Below are 16508 nucleotides of genomic sequence, written 5' to 3'. Positions count from 1 at the left end.
GCGGCCATCCTTTCATCCGAATACGGGGATAAAGCCTCGATGTCCAGCTACCTCTTCACCTCCGAATCGGTCTCCGAAGGCCATCCGGACAAGATTGCCGACCAGATCTCCGATGCCGTCCTCGATGCCATCCTGGCCCAGGACAAGCGCGCGCGCGTGGCATGCGAGACGATGGTGAAGACCGGCGCGGCGATCGTCGCCGGCGAGGTCACCACCAACGCCTGGGTCGACATCGAGGCGCTTGCACGCAAGGTCATCAACGACATTGGCTACAACAATTCCAGTGTCGGCTTCGACGGCCACACCTGCGCGATCATCAACATGCTCGGCAAGCAGTCGCCGGACATCGCCGCCGGCGTCGACCGCAAGAAGCCGGAAGAACAGGGCGCTGGCGACCAGGGCCTGATGTTCGGCTACGCCTGCAATGAAGCCCCGGAGTTCATGCCGGCGCCGATCTACTACTCGCACCGCCTGGTCGAGCAGCAGGCCAAGATCCGCAAGAAGAAGAATTCGCCGCTGCCGTGGCTGCGTCCGGACGCGAAGTCGCAGGTGACCCTGCGCTACGACGCCAACCACAACGTGGCCGGCCTCGATGCGGTGGTCCTGTCGACCCAGCACGATCCGGGCATCAAGCAGAAGGACCTGGTCGAAGGCGTGTACGAACACGTCCTCAAGCCGGTGCTGCCGAAGAAGTGGCTCGAGTCGCTGCCGAAGAACAAGATCCACATCAACCCGACCGGCATCTTCGTGATCGGCGGCCCGGTCGGCGATTGCGGCCTGACCGGCCGCAAGATCATCGTCGACAGCTACGGCGGCATGGCCCGTCACGGTGGCGGCGCGTTCTCGGGCAAGGATCCGTCGAAGGTCGATCGTTCGGCTGCGTACGCTGCGCGTTACGTCGCCAAGAACATCGTCGCCGCCGGCCTGGCCGACAAGTGCGAAGTGCAGGTCTCCTACGCCATCGGCGTGGCCGAGCCGACCTCGATCTCGGTCACCACCTTCGGCACCGGCAAGATTCCGGACGAGAAGATCGAGAAGCTGATCCGCAAGCACTTCGACCTGCGCCCGTACGGCATCGTCAAGATGCTCGACCTGATCCACCCGGTCTACCAGGAAACCGCCGCCTACGGCCACTTCGGCCGCAAGCCGCACGAAGTGACCTACGTCGACGGCGCCGGCAAGAAGCACACCGCCACCGCCTTCTCGTGGGAGAAGACGGACAGGGCCGACGACCTGCGCAAGGATTCGGGGCTGAAGAAGTAATCAGCGCCTGAAGATTCGGGTTGAAGAGAACGGACCGCATTGCGGTCCGTTTTCTTTTTGGCTGTCAGTGGGGAGGAAGCCGCCATCGTTTTATTGACTTCACCTATTGGCGAGAGCGCAGTGCCCGCGTGATGCAGCTGCGACGGTCGGACTCGCGCTGTGCCGGCCCTGGACGGTGCCCGTGCCCTCGCTCATTCGCACGTCTGCTCGGTGATCTGGGTCCCGTACGCCCGCGAAAGGAAGTGGTCGTTCCAGACCCACTCGCGCTGTTGAGCCCCTCTCCCTCAGGGAGAGGGCAGCCGAAGACCACGCAACGAATTGCCGGAGCGTCGTCCGCCGGGACGGGGATTGCGGAGCAGCGGGACATGGATGTCCCGCGCCCCGACTAAAGCCAGGATGGAGTCTGGGCTACCGGGTTCATCCATCCGCAACCGCAAACCGCTAAAATGGCGAGCCTCGCCGAGGGGCGCTGCAAGTCCGGGCAATCCGGAATCAGGCTCGGCGGGACGCAACACGTACAACGGCGCCCGGTTTGGCAGGTCTCACGCCTGCCCTCACCCAAAAACCGGAGCTTCACAATGAATGCCGTAGCCAAGACCTTCTCCACCGAAGGCGATTACAAAGTTGCCGACATCTCCCTGGCCGACTGGGGCCGCAAGGAGATCGACATCGCCGAGCACGAGATGCCGGGCCTGATGTCCATCCGCAAGAAGTACGCCGCCACCGCAACGCTCAAGGGTGTGCGCGTGACCGGCTCGCTGCACATGACGATCCAGACCGCGGTGCTGATCGAGACCCTGCGTGACCTTGGCGCCGACGTGCGCTGGGCCTCGTGCAACATCTTCTCGACCCAGGACCACGCCGCCGCCGCGATCGCCGCCAGCGGCACCCCGGTGTTCGCCTGGAAGGGCGAATCGCTGGAAGAGTATTGGGACTGCACCCTCGCCGCCCTGACCTTCCCGGGCACCGGCGCCGACAAGTACCTCGGCCCGCAGCTCGTCGTCGACGACGGCGGCGACGTCACCCTGCTGATCCACAAGGGTTACGAGCTCGAGAACGGTAGCGACTGGGTCAACACCGCCTCGGGCAACCACGAAGAACAGGTGATCAAGGACCTGCTCAAGCGCGTCCACGCCGAGCGTCCGGGCTTCTGGCACACCGTCGTGCGCGACTGGAAGGGCGTCTCGGAAGAGACCACCACCGGCGTGCACCGCCTGTACCAGCTGGCCGAAGCCGGCTCGCTGCTGGTGCCTGCCATCAACGTCAACGACTCGGTCACCAAGTCCAAGTTCGACAACCTCTACGGCTGCCGTGAATCGCTGGCCGACGGCCTCAAGCGCGCGATGGACGTGATGCTGGCCGGCAAGGTCGCCGTGGTCTGCGGTTACGGCGACGTCGGCAAGGGTTCGGCGCACTCGCTGCGTGCCTACGGCGCGCGCGTGGTCGTCACCGAGATCGATCCGATCAATGCCCTGCAGGCGGCGATGGAAGGCTTCGAGGTCAACACCGTCGAGAGCACGCTGGGCCGTGGCGACATCTACGTCACCACCACCGGCAACAAGGACGTGCTGACGCTCGAGCACATGTCGCAGATGAAGGACCAGGCGATCGTCTGCAACATCGGCCACTTCGACAACGAGATCCAGGTCGACAAGCTCAACGCCTCCGGCGCGGTTCGCCTCAACATCAAGCCGCAGGTCGACAAGTACACCTTCAAGGGTGGCAACTCGATCTTCCTGCTGGCCGAAGGCCGCCTGGTGAACTTGGGCTGCGCCACCGGCCACCCGAGCTTCGTCATGTCCAACTCGTTCTCGAACCAGACCCTGGCGCAGATCGACCTGTGGGCGAACAAGGACAGCTACGAGCCGAAGGTCTACATCCTGCCCAAGAAGCTCGACGAGGAAGTCGCGCGCCTGCACCTGGAGAAGATCGGCGTGAAGCTGACCCGCCTGACCGACGAGCAGGCCGCCTACCTGGGCGTGTCGGCGGACGGTCCGTACAAGCCGGAGCACTACCGCTACTGATCGATCGCGTCGGTTTTGCGATGCAAGGAAACGGGCGCTTCGGCGCCCGTTTTTTTGCCCGCCCCCACATTTCACTCCATCGCGATAGAGCGATAGACTACGTCCCACCCCAGCACCGGCGGCCACGCATGACCCCGATCAGCTTCGAGTTCTACCCGCCCAAGACCGACGAGCAGCGCGCGCAGCTGGACAAGGCCGCGGCCAGGCTGAAGTTGCAGAACCCCGAGTACGTCTCGTGCACGTTCGGCGCCGGCGGTTCGACCCTGAGCTACACGCCGGAGACCGTCGAACGCCTGCACAAGACCCACGGCCTCGACGCCGCTCCGCATCTGTCCTGCGTCGGTGGAACCCGCGCCGAGCTCGGCGAGCTGCTCGAACGCTACAAGGCCATGGGCTGCCACCGCATCGTTGCGCTTCGCGGCGACCTGCCCTCGGGCATGGGCCACACCGGCGACTTCCGCTACGCCACCGAACTGGTCGAGTTCATCCGCCGCGAGCACGACGGCTTCTTCCACATCGAAGTCGGCTGCTATCCCGAGTGCCATCCGCAAGCCGATGACGCCCACGCCGACCTGCGCCACTTCAAGGCCAAGATCGACGCCGGTGCCGATGGCGCGATCACCCAGTACTTCTACAACGCCGATGCGTACTTCCGCTTCGTCGATGATGTGCGCCGGCTGGGTGTCACCGTGCCGATCGTGCCGGGCATCATGCCGATCTCGAACTTCAGCCAGCTGCGCCGCTTCTCCGATGCCTGCGGCGCCGAGATCCCGCGCTGGATAGGCAAGCGCATGCAGGCCTTCGGCGACGACGCCGAATCGATCCGCGAGTTCGCCGCCGACCTGGTCGCCTCCATGTGCCAGCGCCTGGTCGCAGGCGGCGCGCCGGGCCTGCACTTCTACACGCTCAACCTGTCCAAGCCGACGCTGTCGGTAATCTCGCGCCTGTAGCCCACTGCTGCCGGCAACCACACGCCATTGACGCCCGCGGGCGGAGGATGAAACCTCCCGTTCCCCCGCGGGCCGAACATGAACACGCAGCCACGTCGGGTGGCGGCCTGGGTCTGGTTATGGGCGCTGCTGCTGGCGGCGCCGGCCCACGCCGTCGGCAGCCTCCATCGCTGCCAGGCCCACGACGGCCAAGCCATCTATACCGACACTGCCTGCGCAGCGCTGGGGGCCGCGCCTGCGCCGATGTCCGCCGAACTGGTCAACCGCCTCACCTTCGATGCGTCGTCGTCGGCCAGCCTGGGCATGCTGCGGAACAATCCTCGCGGCGCCATTCCGATCCGCCGCCCGGCTGCCAGTGGTTGCGCGCGCAACGTCGGGCAATTGTCGCTGGACCTGATGGGTTCCTTCGCCATGGGCGACGTCAACCGCATCGCCGAAAGCTTCCACTGGCGAGGGTTGCAGCACCAGCAGGCGCAGCTGGTGATGAATCGCCTGCGGCATCTGGCGCGCCAGTCACTGGTCGACGCCAGTTACTGGCCGTCGCTTGCCAGCGCCGGCGATGGCGGCGGCGCGATGCAACTGGTCTTCTCCGAACCGCAGCAGGTGCTGGAGCTGGGCGTGGAGCGCTACTCGGGCTGCTATTTCGTCCGCTTCTGAACTGCGGCAAGACGGCCTGCGACCTCCATTCTTCAATCACCATTCCTTGATTGGACTGCGATGGGCGTATCGTCCCGTTCCGCCTGCCCAAGCTAGTCTGCAACGATGCCGATGTCGAAATGCCTGCTGATGTCCGTGCTGCTCGCCGCGGCGACATGGCAGCCCGTCGCCGCGCAGGTGCACAAATGCACGACGCCGGAAGGCATGGACATCTTCACCGACCGACAGTGCGCGGATGTCGGTGCCGTCGAGCAGCCGCCAAAGACCGCGCCGGCGGCTGGTTCGCGCGAGCGAAGCGGCGGCTGCGCGCGCAGCCTTCGCGACCTGGTCCAGGAGCTCAACGGCGCCTTCGACGCCCGCGACGCCAATCGCCTTGCCGGCGTCTACAACTGGAACGGGATGTCGGGCAGCGCCGCCTACGCTGCGCTGGAACGGCTCGATGCGATGGTGCAGCGACCGCTGGTCGGCATCTACCCGGTCATGCCCTCCGAACCCGCCGAAATGCTGTCGACGGAGGCCGGCACAGACGATGGCACCGAGCCAGCGCCGCCGCCCCGGCCCAGGCAGGCGCCCGTGGCGCTGCGCGTGGAGCAGACGCTGGCCAACGGCAGCACGCCATCGCGCACCGTGTTCGGCCTGCAGAAATACTTCGGCTGCTGGTGGATCAAGGGCTGAGGCCTGGCGAGCGGCCACGACGCGACTTGGGTCCGGGCCCCCGGCGCAGGCACAATAGGCGTTTCCCCCTGACGGATGGCCGGCGATGCAATACCCCGAATGGATCTGGCAGAACGGCGTCATCAAGCGCTGGGCTGAAGCCACCACGCACGTGATGGCCCACGTGGTGCATTACGGCTCCTCGGTGTTCGAGGGCATCCGTTGCTACCAGACGCCTTCCGGCCCGGTGATCTTCCGCCTCACCGACCACAACACGCGCCTGTACGCCTCGGCCAAGATCTACGACATGGCGATTCCGTACTCGCTGGAGCAGATCAACGCCGCCTGCCGCGAAGTGCTCAAGGCCAACGACAACACCACCGACTACCTGCGTCCGGTCGCCTACCGCGGCCTGGGCGGCTTCGGCCTGTCGGCCGACACCCCGACCGACGTTGCCGTGGCGACCTGGAAGATGGGCCAGTACCTGGGCGCCAGCGTGGTCGACCAGGGCATCGATGCCTGCGTGTCGAGCTGGCAGCGGTTCGCACCGAACACCCTTCCGGCGGGCGCCAAGGCCGGCGGCAACTACCTCTCGGGCCAGCTGGTCGCGCGCGAAGCCCGCCGCCTGGGCTTTGGCGAAGGCATTGCGCTGGCCTCGACCGGCCTGCTCTCGGAAGGTGCCGGCGAGAACCTGTTCCTGGTGTTCGATGGCGCCCTGCACACCACGCCGGTCAGCGCCGCGCTGCTCAATGGCATCACCCGCAACACGATCATCACCCTCGCCCGCGACGCCGGCATCGACGTGATCGAACGCGACCTGCCGCGCGAATACCTGTACCTGTGCGACGAACTGTTCATGTGCGGCACCGCCGCCGAGATCACGCCGATCCGTTCGGTCGACGGTCGCCAGGTGGGCAATGGCAAGCCGGGCGCGGTGACGCGTCGGATCCAGGAGCTGTTCTTCGGCCTGTTCGACGGCAAGACGCCGGACAAGTACGGCTGGCTCGAGCCGGTCTGAACCTGATTGCAGGAGCGGCTTGCCCGCTCCTGCATCCACGTCGCGTCGTCAGACGCGCGGGAATACGTCGTCGGCGAATGCGAGCGTGGCAACCACGCCGCGCTGCTCGCCCGGACGCACCTGCACTTCCCAGCCATACAGCGCGCACAGGCGACGCACGATCGAAAGGCCGATGCCGCCGCCCTGCGAGTGCGCGGCATGGGTGCCGCGGTAGCCACGTTCGAACAGCTTGGCGGCATCCTCGGCGCTCAGTCCCGGACCGGAGTCGATCACCGCGACCGACTTCCTGCCCAGCCGCACCACCACTTCGCCTTCGTTGCTGTACTTGACGGCATTGCCGATCAGGTTGCCCAGCGCGACCGAGACGGCTGCTTCGGGAGCGTCCACGATCAGGCCCTGCTCACCCTCCACGCGCAACTCCAGCGGCTTGCCGCCGAGCTGGGCACGGTGGGCGTCGAGCAACTGCTCGGCGACTCGCGCGACATCGGTGGCGCCATGGCCGCGCTCATTGCGCGACAGCAGCAGCAAGGCACTGATCAGGTCGGTGCACTGCTGCTCGGCGCGCTGGATGCGCAGCAGTCGGTTGCGGGTCTTGTCGTCGACACCGGGGCGCGACAGCAGCAGCTCGACCGCGCCCTTCACCACCGCCAGCGGCGTGCGCAACTCATGGCTGACGTCGGCGTTGAACTCGCGATCGCGCTGGACCACTTCGGTCAGGCGCTCGGCGTAGTCGTCGAGCGCTTCGGCGAGCTGGCCGACCTCGTCGTCCGGGAAGTGCGATGCGAGGTTCTCCGGCTCCGAACTTCGCCCGGACAGCTTGAGGCGGTTGGCCAGTTCCGAGACCGGGCTCATCACGCGTGAGGCCGACCACCAGCCGACCAGCAACGACAATACGGTGAACAGGAACACCGACGCCCAGATCGCCCGCTGGAACTGGGTCTCGCCGCGCGTGGCCTGCGACATGTCGTAGGCGAGGAAGAACCACGCCTTGGGCGTCTTGCGCACCGCCAGCTTGTAGGAGAACGAATTGCCGTCGGGATCCACGCCGGTCATGCCGTAGATGCCGTCGGCAAGCTCGTACCACTCCGGCCAGTTGACGCGCACCGAGTCGAACTTGTCGGAGGTGTAGACGTAGGCACGGATCTGGTCGACCGCGAACTGCGGGTTGTCCGGATTCTGCTCGAACTGACGCGCCGCAACGTCGATGTTGCGGTTCATCACGTCTTCGATGATCTGGTTCTCGACCCGGTTCCGGGTCCAGTTCGTCGCCCATGCGAACAGCGCCGTCAGGCCGAAGCCCAGCAGCACGAACGCAAGGATGATGCGGCTGCGCAGCTGCCGCCGGAAGCGAGTCCTGCCTGGGGTCCTGCTCGGCGGACGCTGGGGCTCTTCGGCGACCGCCATGGGCTCAGCCGTTGTCTGGGGCGGCGATGCGGTAACCGATGCCATGGCGGGTCTGGATCAAGGGGACTTCAAACGGCTTGTCGACCACTGCACGCAGGCCATGGATGTGCACGCGCAGGCTGTCGGAGTCGGGCAGTTCCTCGCCCCAGACGCGCGTTTCCAGTTCCTGTCGCGTGACCACCGCCGGCGAGGCCTCCATCAGCGCCTGCAGGATCTTCAGCGCGGTCGGATTGAGTTGCAGCAGCTTGCCCTGGCGACGGACTTCCAGGGTGTCGAGGTTGTATTCGAGGTCGGCGGTATTGAGCACGCGCGTCTGCACGCCGCGACCGCGTCGCGACAGCGCATTCAGTCGGACTTCGACCTCCTGCAGCGCGAACGGCTTGATCAGGTAGTCGTCGGCGCCGGAGTCGAAACCGGCCAGCTTGTTCTCGAGGCTGTCGCGCGCGGTCAGCATCAGCACCGGGGTCTGCTTGCGCGCTTCGTTGCGCAGCTTGCGGCAGACCTCCAGGCCGTCCAGGCCCGGCAGGTTCAGATCGAGCACGATGGCGTCGAAGTCGTGGACCACGGCCAGATGCAGGCCGGTGACGCCATCGGCGGCGAAATCCACGGTATGACCGCGGTCCTCGAGAAAGTCGCCGAGATTGGCGGCGATGTCCTGGTTGTCTTCGATGACGAGGATGCGCATGACTGGACCTTCCTGGGTAGTGGGGCTTTCGACCGTCGAACGTCTTCTAAGTTGCAGCGGCGACTGCGGCGACCGGGGGGCCGCGGTGTCCCTGACTTAACGATCTTAACGATCTTAACGATTCTGCCAGAGCCGTCGTGTGCTCCAGTCACCTGTTGCACACGCCGCGATGCGCTTCGCGCAGACAAACAAAGGCCCAAGCGCGGGGCCACCGCGCCTGGGCCAAAAGGGTATTGCCCCGATTACCGTAACCTGCTTCGACCAGGTACTGACTTGGTAGAGCGGCAGTGCTGCGGTACCGACAGGCTACGCCGAATTCGATTAAACGGTCGTTAAAAACGTCCGTTAACTTTTCGTTATGAGGAAGGACGACTTCTGATAGGCGCCTTCAATTTCGACAAATACCGGTCAAAGTGCCGCTATCTGTCGTCAACTTCCAAAATCAACGCGAGGCGGCCTTTTTCGCGATTCTGCGTTTCAGCCGATCGGCGACGTAGCTGATGATCTCTCCGGCCACGTCCACCCCGCTCGCATCCTCGATGCCTTCCAGGCCCGGCGACGAGTTGACTTCGAGCACCAGCGGGCCGCGTGCACTGCGAATGAGATCGACACCGGCGACGCCAAGTCCGAGCACGCGTGCAGCGCGAATGGCGACATCCTGTTCGGCTGCGCTGGCGCGCACGCCCTTGGCGGAACCACCGCGATGGAGGTTGGAGCGGAAGTCACCCTTGGGCGCCTGCCGCTTCATCGCCGCCACGACGCGACCGCCGACGACGAAGCAGCGCACGTCGGCGCCGCGCGCCTCCTCGATGAACTCCTGCACCAGGAAGTTGGCGTAGAGACCACGCAGGGCCTCGATCACGCCGCGAGAGGCCGACAGCTTCTCGGTCAGCATCACTCCGGCGCCCTGGGTGCCCTCATTGAGCTTGATGACGTGCGGCGGCGCGCCGAGCATCGACAGCAGGTCACCGGTGTCGTCTGGGTTGTCGCCGAACACCGTGGTCGGCAAGCCGATGTGCTCGGCCGCCAGCAACTGGTGGCAGCGCAGCTTGTCGCGGGCACGCAGGATCGCGTCGGAGGAATTGGGGGTGACCGAGTTCATCAGCTCGAACTGGCGCAGTACCGCCGAGCCGTAGCGCGTCACCGAGGCGCCGATACGCGGGATCACCGCCTGGTAGCCGGCGATGGGCCGGCCCTTGTAGTGCATGCTGAATCCGTCGCTGGCGATGCGCATGTAGCAGCGCAACGGGTCGAGCACGCGCACGCTGTGGTTCTGCTCACGCGCGGCTTCGACCAGGCGCCGGGTCGAGTAAAGCTTGCTGTTGCGCGAGAGGATCGCCAGTTTCATTGCATTGATTTCACGATGGGCACGATCGCGCCCGAAATGGGCAGGCGGCCGTGCAGGAATGAGCGCGCGGGATCGACGGTGAACACCCTCGCCAGCGCAGTACGGCCCAACAGCATCGGAAACAGCATGCCGCGCCGATCCGACAGATTGATTTCAACCACCCGCTCGATGCCGGCCAGCGACAGCACCGTGCGGACGAACACCCGCCGGGTGCAGTGGCCGCCGGAATCGGTGACCTCGCGCTCGTCGTAGATCGGCGCCATCGCCTCGATGATGCCGGCGCGCTCGCCCGGGCTGATCCTGAAGCCGACCCACGGCGCGCCGCCCTCGGAAAAACGCCATTGCGCGTCCACGTGCAGCGCCGAACTGCGCGCGCCGCTGTCGACCTTGGTGCGCAGGCGCGCGATGCCAAGCTCCGGCAAGGAAGCCCACTCGCGCCAACCCAATACGATCTTCGATGCCATCGGGCCTCCGGGGGTGGGCCGCTGAAAGGCAAAAGCGGCGGCCACTTTAAAGGAGGCCGCCGCTGCAAATGTGTGGAGCGGGTGATGGGAATCGAACCCACGCTAGCAGCTTGGGAAGCTGCAGTTCTACCATTGAACTACACCCGCGTGGCGGGAAGTCTATGCCCCGGATACAGCGGGAGTAAAGCTGCTGGAAAAAGCCACGGGACCCGGATCCGGACCCGCGAAACAGCGGTTCCTCCGGCACGATCTGCCGGAGGAACCGCAACTTCTTCACTGCTCGAGCATGTCATTCAGACACGCAGTGACAACCGGTCAGACCAGCCGTCAGAACCCGCCGCCAAGGCTGACGAACACGGTCGCGTCATTGCCGCCCTTCTGGCCCACCGTCACGCTGGTGCCGATGTTGGTCGCCAGGCCGAACAACTCGGTGCGCGCGCCAAACACCAGGGTGCCGTAGTCCTGGTCGTACTGGGTACCGGGGACGGCGAACGCTCCCGTGCCAGGCATCGAACGCAGGCGGGCGAAGACTTCGTCGTCGTTGTCCTCGAACTCGTGGTCGTAGGTGAGCTGGGCGTACGGGCTCAGGTGCTCGTTGATGGTGTAGTCGACCTTCCAGCCGACGCTGCCGATCAGCGAGTCGTAGTCACGGTCCATGAAGGTCAGGGCCGTGGCCTCGGTGCTGTTCTCGTCGTAGCCGTCGACTTCGATCGTCTGCGACAGCACCTGCACCACCGGGCCGTGCTTGAGCGAACCCTCGCCGAAGTTCCAGCCCGCGGCGAAACCGGCGCTGAGGTTGGTGCCGTCAGGCGAACCGGTGTGGGTGCGCGAGGTCGGGCCAAGCTTGATGCGGCGCTCGACGTCGTAGGAGACCCAGTTGTAGCTCAGCTGGCCGTTGATCCACGCCGAACCGCTGGTCCAGCCCAGGTAGCCGCCGAGGGTGGCGTCGTCCTGGTCGAACTCGCCGCGGTTGTTGCCCCAGTCCATCTTCTGCTGGCCGTAACCGGCGAAGCCGCCGTACACGAGGTTGCCGCTGGCCCAGTCGAGGCCGAAGCTCAGCGCCGGGCCCATGCCGTCGTAGTTGTCGCCATCGCCGTAGCGCTGGAAGTCACCGCGCACGTCGCCCCACCAGCGCATGCCCTCGCCTTCCGGACGCGCGTCGATCTGGGCGGCCACGCGGTCAGCGCGGGCGCGGCCAATGACGGCTTCCGAATGCGGCAGCACGGCCAGCTGGCGCGGGCCTTCGAGGACCGAGACGGCGTAGTCACCGAGGATCGCGTGCGCCTTCGAGGACGGATGCACGCCATCGGCGAAGGCATACGTGTCCGGCGCGTTCGGCGCGGCATAGGAAGCCGGATTGCAGAACAGCGAGGAGTCGCCTGCCGGCGCAGGTTGCGTGCGGCAGGCCACGCCGGTGACGTTGGTCAGGCCGTAGGGCGCCGGGTTGGCGATGATCTCGCCCAGCAGGTGGAAGGTGTCGAGCGGAATCACCCGCAGGTTGGCCGAAGCCAGCCCGGCGAACAGAGCGTTGTTGTAGGCGGTCGAAAGCGCCGTGCCCTGCGCCTGCGCGACGGCGCCGCCGGCGCGAAATTGCGGCGTCAGGCCGAGGTCCGGCACCGTCGGCACGAGCACGTAGCGGGCGCCGGCGCTCTCCAGCGCGGCGACGTTGCCGACCTGGGCCGTTACCGCTGCGCCGATGATCGCCTGGGCCTGCGCCGGCACCGTGGCTGCGGCGAACAGGTCATTGGCGCCACCCCACACGGTGTAGAGGGCGTTCGGGTCGGCCCTGCCACCGGTGCGGGTAAGGTAGCTGGTGATCTGCGTGCGCAGCGACGGAATCGCGCCGAGGCCGCCAGCGGCGTTGGTGCCGGTGCGGGCACCGCCGACGGCGTAGTTGCTGCCACCCTGGTTGTCGCTCGCCGCGTTGCTGCCGTAGTAGCCGGCCACGTACTCGGCCCAGACCAGGCCCGGGTTGGTGGTGAAACGACCCAGCAGCGCGCCGGACGGGCCCACGGCCTGCACCAGCGCAGGACGGAAGTGACCGGAGTCGGTCAGGCTGTCACCGAAGAAGACGGTCTGCGAATACGGCTGGCTCTGGGCGAAAGCCGGTGCGGCTGCCAGCGCCAGTGCGGCGGCCAGCACGGAGCGAACGGGTGTCATCATTGAATCCCCTGGAAAGGCGTCGGAAGGCGTGGGAAAGCAGTGGATGGGTGGCGACAGCAGAAGGTCCGCGGAACCCACATACGCCCGCGGATGGATGCATCGAAACATGCGCGCCGGACACACTCACGCCGCAGTGCGTCAAAAAGCATGCCGACACTGGCCTGGTGCCGTGGCCGCGGCGACAATAGCACCATGGAAATCCTCTTGAACGGCGAGCCGCGCGCGATCGCGGCCGACACCACGGTGCTGCAACTGCTGCAACTCGAAGGCCTCGGCGAGCGCCGGGTCGCGGTGGAGATCAACAGCGAGATCGTGCCGCGCAGCCACCACGGCGAACGCGCACTGGCCAACGGCGACCGGGTCGAGATCGTGCACGCGCTGGGCGGCGGCTGAATTGCCCGACCCGTGCACACGGTGCATGCAGGGCGCCGCGGGCCGGCTGCTAAACTAGTGCGATGACCGCTCCGCTCCTCAACGACCCCCTCGTCATCGCCGGCAAGCCCTACGCCTCGCGCCTGCTTACCGGTACCGGCAAGTTCACCGACCTCGAGCAGACCCGCCTGGCCACCCAGGCCGCCGGCGCCCAGATCGTCACCGTCGCGATTCGTCGCAGCAACATCGGCCAGAACCCGGGCGAGCCCAATCTGCTCGACGTGCTGCCGCCGGACCGCTACACGATCCTGCCCAACACCGCCGGCTGCTACACCGCCGACGACGCCGTGCGCACCTGCCGTCTCGCCCGCGAACTGCTCGATGGCCACAACCTGGTCAAGCTGGAAGTCCTCGGCGACCAGAAGACCCTGTACCCCGACGTGGTGCAGACCCTCGCCGCCGCCGAGATCCTGGTCAAGGACGGCTTCGAGGTCATGGTCTACACCTCCGACGACCCGATCCTGGCCAAGCGCCTGGAGGAAATCGGCTGTGTCGCGGTGATGCCGCTCGCCGCGCCGATCGGCTCCGGCCTTGGCGTGCAGAACAAGTACAACCTGCTCGAGATCGTCGAGAACGCCAAGGTGCCGATCATCGTCGACGCCGGCGTCGGCACCGCCTCGGACGCGGCCATCGCGATGGAGCTGGGCTGCGACGGCGTGCTGATGAACACCGCCATCGCCGGCGCCAGGGATCCGGTGCTGATGGCCCACGCGATGAAGCTCGCGGTCGAGGCTGGCCGCGCCGCGTTCAAGGCCGGACGCATCCCGCGCAAGCGCTTTGCCAGCGCCTCCAGCCCGGTCGATGGATTGATCGGCTGATGTCGGACCCCAGCACTCCTGCGCCCAAGGGCAAGACGCCACCCAAGCCGTTCACCGTCGAGGAAGGCCACCGCAAGGTGCGCAGCTTCGTGCTGCGGCAGGGGCGTTTCACCGAGGCGCAGCAGCGCGCGTTCGACCAGTTGTGGCCGCGCTTCGGCCTCGACTACGCCGGGGCGCCGCGCGACTTCGACGCCACCTTCGGCCGCCAAGGCCCGGCGCGTGCTGGAAATCGGCTTCGGCAACGGCGAGGCCCTGCGCTTCGCCGCGCAGAACGACCACGAGCGCGACCTGATCGGCATAGAAGTGCACGCGCCCGGGGTCGGCCGCCTGCTCAATGCCCTGGCCGAGGACGGCAGCGACCACGTCCGCCTCTACCACCACGACGCGGTCGAAGTGCTGCACAACGAGATTGCCGACGGCTCGCTCGACGAGATCCGCATCTACTTCCCCGACCCCTGGCACAAGAAGCGCCATAACAAGCGCCGACTGGTCCAGCCCGAGTTCGCCCGCCTGCTGGTGTCCAAGCTCGCGGTCGGCGGACGCTTGCACCTTGCCACCGATTGGCAGGACTATGCCGAACAGATGTGGGATGTGCTCGATGCAACGCCCGGCCTGAGCAACCGCGCCGGTGCGCGCGGCAGCGTGGACCGTCCGCAGTGGCGACCGCAGACCCATTTCGAGACCCGCGGCCAGAAGCTTGGCCACGGCGTGTGGGATCTCCTCTACGACCGCGTCCCATAAAACGCGTTCCCCAAAAGCAGAGTCGCTAACGCCCCGGCATGGATACCGCGCTGACGCTCACCACCGACATGAAGCTCGTGCTCGGGCTGGTGGGCTTCACGATGGTGATGTTCCTGTTCGAGCGCATCCGCGCCGACGTCGTGGCCCTGGTCGTGCTGGTGCTGCTGGGCCTGTCGGGCCTGGTCGAGCCGGACGAACTGTTCAACGGCTTCTCCGGCAACGCGGTGATCAGCATCATCGCAACGATGATCCTGGGCGCCGGACTCGATCGCACCGGCGCCCTCAACCGCCTCGCCGGCTGGCTGCTGCGGCGCGCGCACGGGGTCGAGCACCGGCTGCTGCTGCTGACCAGCGCGGTCGCCGGCATCAACTCCTCGATCATGCAGAACCCGTCGGTGATGGCGTTGTACATGCCCGTCGCCGCGCGCCTGTCCTCGCGCACCGGCCTGACCCTGCCGCGGCTGCTGCTGCCGATCGCCTGCGCGATCGTGATGGGCGGTGCGCTGACCATGGTCGGCAATTCGCCGCTGATCCTGCTCAACGACCTGTTGATCGCCGCCAACAGCAACCTGCCCTCGGGCGCGGCCACGATCGAACCGCTGAAGATGTTCGCGCCGCTGCCGATCGGCCTGGCGCTGCTGGCGGCATCGCTGGCCTACTTCCACTTCTTCGGCGACAAGAACCTGCGCGACGAGGACGGCAAGGGCGCCACGCCGGCACGCACGCAGAGTTACTTCGCCAAGGCCTACGGCATCGACGGCGACGTCTACGAGCTCACCGTCACCGCCGACAGCCCGCTGGTCGGCATGTCGCTGGGCGAGGCCGAGGCGCTGCACAACGCGCCGCTGCTGCTCGCGCTCAAGAGCGACAACGAATCGCGATTGGCGCCGCCCGCCGACACGCGCATCTGGGTCGGCAGCGTGCTCGGCGCGATGGGCCCGCGCCAGCAGGTCAGCGACTTCGCCCAGAACCATTTCCTGCGCCTGTCCTCGCGCCTGAAGAATTTCGGCGACCTGTTCAATCCCAGTCGCGCCGGCATTTCCGAAGCGGTCGTGCCGGCCACCTCGAAGTTCATCGGCAAGAACGGCCGCGACCTGCAACTGCGCAAGCAGATGGGCCTGAGCCTGCTGGCGATCAACCGCGACAAGGCCGTGCTGCGCGAGAACGTCCGCGACGTCGCCCTGCGCGCCGGCGACATGCTGGTCTTCCACAGCATCTGGACCGACCTGGCAGTGGCGGCCGAGAGCAAGGACCTGGTGGTGGTCACCGACTACCCCAAGGGCGAACAGCGTCCGCACAAGTTCAAGATCGCGATGGCGATCTTCGCGATCTCGATGCTGCTGGCGCTGTCCTCGCGACTGCCGGTGTCGATCGCACTGATGACCGGCGTGGCAGGCATGCTGATCGCCGGCGTGCTCAACATCGACGAGGCTTACGCGGCGATCAACTGGAAGACGGTCTTCCTGATGGCCTGCCTGATTCCACTGGGCTGGGCGATGGACTCCAGCGGCGCGGCGGCGTGGGTGGCCGGACACACCATCGAGCGACTGCCCACGGGCACGCCGGTGTGGCTGCTGGAAATCCTGGTGGGCATCTTCACGACAGCGTTCTCGCTGGTCATCAGCCACGTCGGCGCGACCATCGTGACCGTGCCACTGGCGATCAACCTGGCGCTGGCCGCGGGCGGCAACCCGGTTGCGTTCGCGCTGATCGTGGCGCTGTCGGCCTCGAACAACTTCATGACCGCGTCCAACCCGGTGATCTCGATGATCACCGGCCCGGCCGGCTACACCGGCAAGGAGCTGTGGAAGATCGGCGGGCCGCTGTCGCTGATCTACACGGTGGTCATCGTGGCGATGATCAACCTGATGTACTGATGGCCGGCTC

Annotated in this window: 14 protein-coding genes, 1 tRNA gene, 1 pseudogene and 1 riboswitch; of the genes and pseudogenes, 10 read left to right on the top strand and 6 right to left on the bottom strand. The window is 66.4% G+C overall.

The window, feature by feature from the left end; genetic code table 11:
- The first annotated feature begins 39 nt into the window (after positions 1–39).
- The 6 genes from metK (at position 40) to HIV01_RS17585 (ending at position 6566) form a co-directional block, all read left to right on the top strand.
- Positions 40–1263, top strand: coding sequence for a methionine adenosyltransferase (metK, locus tag HIV01_RS17610; protein WP_200604176.1), 1224 nt, complete (start codon positions 40–42; stop codon positions 1261–1263).
- Between the two features lie 455 nt (positions 1264–1718).
- A riboswitch (S-adenosyl-L-homocysteine riboswitch) is annotated at positions 1719–1799 on the top strand.
- Between the two features lie 42 nt (positions 1800–1841).
- Positions 1842–3287, top strand: coding sequence for an adenosylhomocysteinase (gene ahcY, locus HIV01_RS17605; RefSeq protein ID WP_200604175.1), 1446 nt, complete (start codon positions 1842–1844; stop codon positions 3285–3287).
- Positions 3288–3415: 128 nt separating this feature from the next.
- Positions 3416–4237, top strand: coding sequence for a methylenetetrahydrofolate reductase [NAD(P)H] (gene metF, locus HIV01_RS17600; protein WP_200604174.1), 822 nt, complete (start codon positions 3416–3418; stop codon positions 4235–4237).
- Between the two features lie 78 nt (positions 4238–4315).
- Positions 4316–4894: a hypothetical protein gene (locus HIV01_RS17595; RefSeq protein ID WP_207527029.1), complete on the top strand. Its 579-nt coding sequence runs from the start codon at positions 4316–4318 to the stop codon at positions 4892–4894.
- A gap of 111 nt (positions 4895–5005) precedes the next feature.
- Positions 5006–5569: a hypothetical protein gene (locus HIV01_RS17590; RefSeq protein WP_200604172.1), complete on the top strand. Its 564-nt coding sequence runs from the start codon at positions 5006–5008 to the stop codon at positions 5567–5569.
- Positions 5570–5654: 85 nt separating this feature from the next.
- Positions 5655–6566, top strand: a complete 912-nt coding sequence (locus tag HIV01_RS17585; RefSeq protein ID WP_200604171.1) for a branched-chain amino acid transaminase — start codon at positions 5655–5657, stop codon at positions 6564–6566.
- 48 nt (positions 6567–6614) lie between these two features.
- Here HIV01_RS17585 and HIV01_RS17580 read toward each other — a convergent pair whose 3' ends face one another.
- The 6 genes from HIV01_RS17580 to HIV01_RS17555 form a co-directional block, all read right to left on the bottom strand.
- A complete protein-coding gene (locus HIV01_RS17580) occupies positions 6615–7970 on the bottom strand; it encodes a sensor histidine kinase (RefSeq protein ID WP_245156864.1) in 1356 nt (451 codons plus the stop codon).
- A 4-nt stretch (positions 7971–7974) separates the two neighbouring features.
- Entirely contained in the window at positions 7975–8655 is a 681-nt protein-coding gene (locus HIV01_RS17575) for a response regulator transcription factor (protein ID WP_158733826.1), read from the bottom strand.
- A 442-nt stretch (positions 8656–9097) separates the two neighbouring features.
- Positions 9098–10003, bottom strand: coding sequence for a 30S ribosomal protein S6--L-glutamate ligase (gene rimK, locus HIV01_RS17570; RefSeq protein ID WP_200604169.1), 906 nt, complete (start codon positions 10001–10003; stop codon positions 9098–9100).
- Positions 10000–10512, bottom strand: a complete 513-nt coding sequence (locus tag HIV01_RS17565; RefSeq protein WP_342367053.1) for an ATP-dependent zinc protease family protein — start codon at positions 10510–10512, stop codon at positions 10000–10002. Before HIV01_RS17565 ends, rimK begins: the two co-directional genes overlap by 4 nt.
- 28 nt (positions 10513–10540) lie before the next feature.
- Positions 10541–10614: transfer RNA gene (locus HIV01_RS17560), tRNA-Gly, on the bottom strand.
- A 180-nt stretch (positions 10615–10794) separates the two neighbouring features.
- Positions 10795–12606, bottom strand: a complete 1812-nt coding sequence (locus HIV01_RS17555; protein WP_200606229.1) for an autotransporter domain-containing protein — start codon at positions 12604–12606, stop codon at positions 10795–10797.
- A 216-nt stretch (positions 12607–12822) separates the two neighbouring features.
- On the opposite strand from HIV01_RS17555, the gene thiS reads away from it, so the two are divergent.
- The 4 genes and pseudogenes from thiS (at position 12823) to HIV01_RS17535 (ending at position 16498) form a co-directional block, all read left to right on the top strand.
- Entirely contained in the window at positions 12823–13023 is a 201-nt protein-coding gene (gene thiS, locus HIV01_RS17550) for a sulfur carrier protein ThiS (protein WP_200604168.1), read from the top strand.
- Between the two features lie 62 nt (positions 13024–13085).
- Entirely contained in the window at positions 13086–13880 is a 795-nt protein-coding gene (locus HIV01_RS17545) for a thiazole synthase (protein WP_200604167.1), read from the top strand.
- Positions 13880–14621: pseudogene (trmB, locus tag HIV01_RS17540) on the top strand (tRNA (guanosine(46)-N7)-methyltransferase TrmB). Before HIV01_RS17545 ends, trmB begins: the two are co-directional and overlap by 1 nt.
- A gap of 38 nt (positions 14622–14659) precedes the next feature.
- Positions 14660–16498, top strand: a complete 1839-nt coding sequence (locus HIV01_RS17535; protein ID WP_200604165.1) for an SLC13 family permease — start codon at positions 14660–14662, stop codon at positions 16496–16498.
- Positions 16499–16508: the final 10 nt, after the last annotated feature.

Origin of the sequence: Lysobacter arenosi (assembly GCF_016613475.2) — a bacterium.
Classification (GTDB): domain Bacteria; phylum Pseudomonadota; class Gammaproteobacteria; order Xanthomonadales; family Xanthomonadaceae; genus Lysobacter_J; species Lysobacter_J arenosi.
This window is presented reverse-complemented; position numbering and strand designations above follow the sequence as displayed.

What these genes read in the sequence shown, in the direction of transcription:
- metF (WP_200604174.1), top strand. Translation starts at nt 3,416, where the DNA reads ATGACCCCGATCAGCTTCGAGTTCTACCCGCCCAAGACCGACGAGCAG.
- metK (WP_200604176.1), top strand. Translation starts at nt 40, where the DNA reads ATGTCCAGCTACCTCTTCACCTCCGAATCGGTCTCCGAAGGCCATCCG.
- HIV01_RS17585 (WP_200604171.1), top strand. Translation starts at nt 5,655, where the DNA reads ATGCAATACCCCGAATGGATCTGGCAGAACGGCGTCATCAAGCGCTGG.
- HIV01_RS17545 (WP_200604167.1), top strand. Translation starts at nt 13,086, where the DNA reads ATGACCGCTCCGCTCCTCAACGACCCCCTCGTCATCGCCGGCAAGCCC.
- HIV01_RS17575 (WP_158733826.1), bottom strand. Translation starts at nt 8,655, where the DNA reads ATGCGCATCCTCGTCATCGAAGACAACCAGGACATCGCCGCCAATCTC.
- rimK (WP_200604169.1), bottom strand. Translation starts at nt 10,003, where the DNA reads ATGAAACTGGCGATCCTCTCGCGCAACAGCAAGCTTTACTCGACCCGG.
- HIV01_RS17595 (WP_207527029.1), top strand. Translation starts at nt 4,316, where the DNA reads ATGAACACGCAGCCACGTCGGGTGGCGGCCTGGGTCTGGTTATGGGCG.
- thiS (WP_200604168.1), top strand. Translation starts at nt 12,823, where the DNA reads ATGGAAATCCTCTTGAACGGCGAGCCGCGCGCGATCGCGGCCGACACC.
- HIV01_RS17535 (WP_200604165.1), top strand. Translation starts at nt 14,660, where the DNA reads ATGGATACCGCGCTGACGCTCACCACCGACATGAAGCTCGTGCTCGGG.
- ahcY (WP_200604175.1), top strand. Translation starts at nt 1,842, where the DNA reads ATGAATGCCGTAGCCAAGACCTTCTCCACCGAAGGCGATTACAAAGTT.
- HIV01_RS17580 (WP_245156864.1), bottom strand. Translation starts at nt 7,970, where the DNA reads ATGGCGGTCGCCGAAGAGCCCCAGCGTCCGCCGAGCAGGACCCCAGGC.
- HIV01_RS17590 (WP_200604172.1), top strand. Translation starts at nt 5,006, where the DNA reads ATGTCGAAATGCCTGCTGATGTCCGTGCTGCTCGCCGCGGCGACATGG.